The organism is Pseudoalteromonas sp. S3776 (assembly GCF_005886915.1).
GTDB lineage: Bacteria > Pseudomonadota > Gammaproteobacteria > Enterobacterales > Alteromonadaceae > Pseudoalteromonas.
In genome coordinates, this window is record NZ_PNCU01000170.1 from 1 (window position 1) to 255 (window position 255).

Genomic DNA, 255 nt, shown 5'->3' on the forward strand with positions numbered 1-255 from the left:
GTTTCAACATAGATCAGCGTGTCTTCATAACCGTCCGGCAGAAAATCATAATTTTTTAACAGTAACTGTGTCGTGCGGGTATAGGCAGGTATATTGGCTACTTCAAGCTTGATACGCTGCCTGGGAACGTCTTTTCGATCAGGAGCGGTCACTATGGAAATCTGCCATTTGTCGACTTTAAGTTCAGCGTACTGTGGATCAGATTTGAGGCTAGCCGGTTCTTTGATAAAAACTTCCAGCCCATAGCGCTTACCA

General features: G+C 44.7%; 1 pseudogene. It reads right to left on the reverse strand.

Annotated elements, in window-relative coordinates:
* Window positions 1-255 (reverse strand): annotated as a pseudogene (locus CWC16_RS19525) (nucleotidyl transferase AbiEii/AbiGii toxin family protein); the annotation flags it as partial.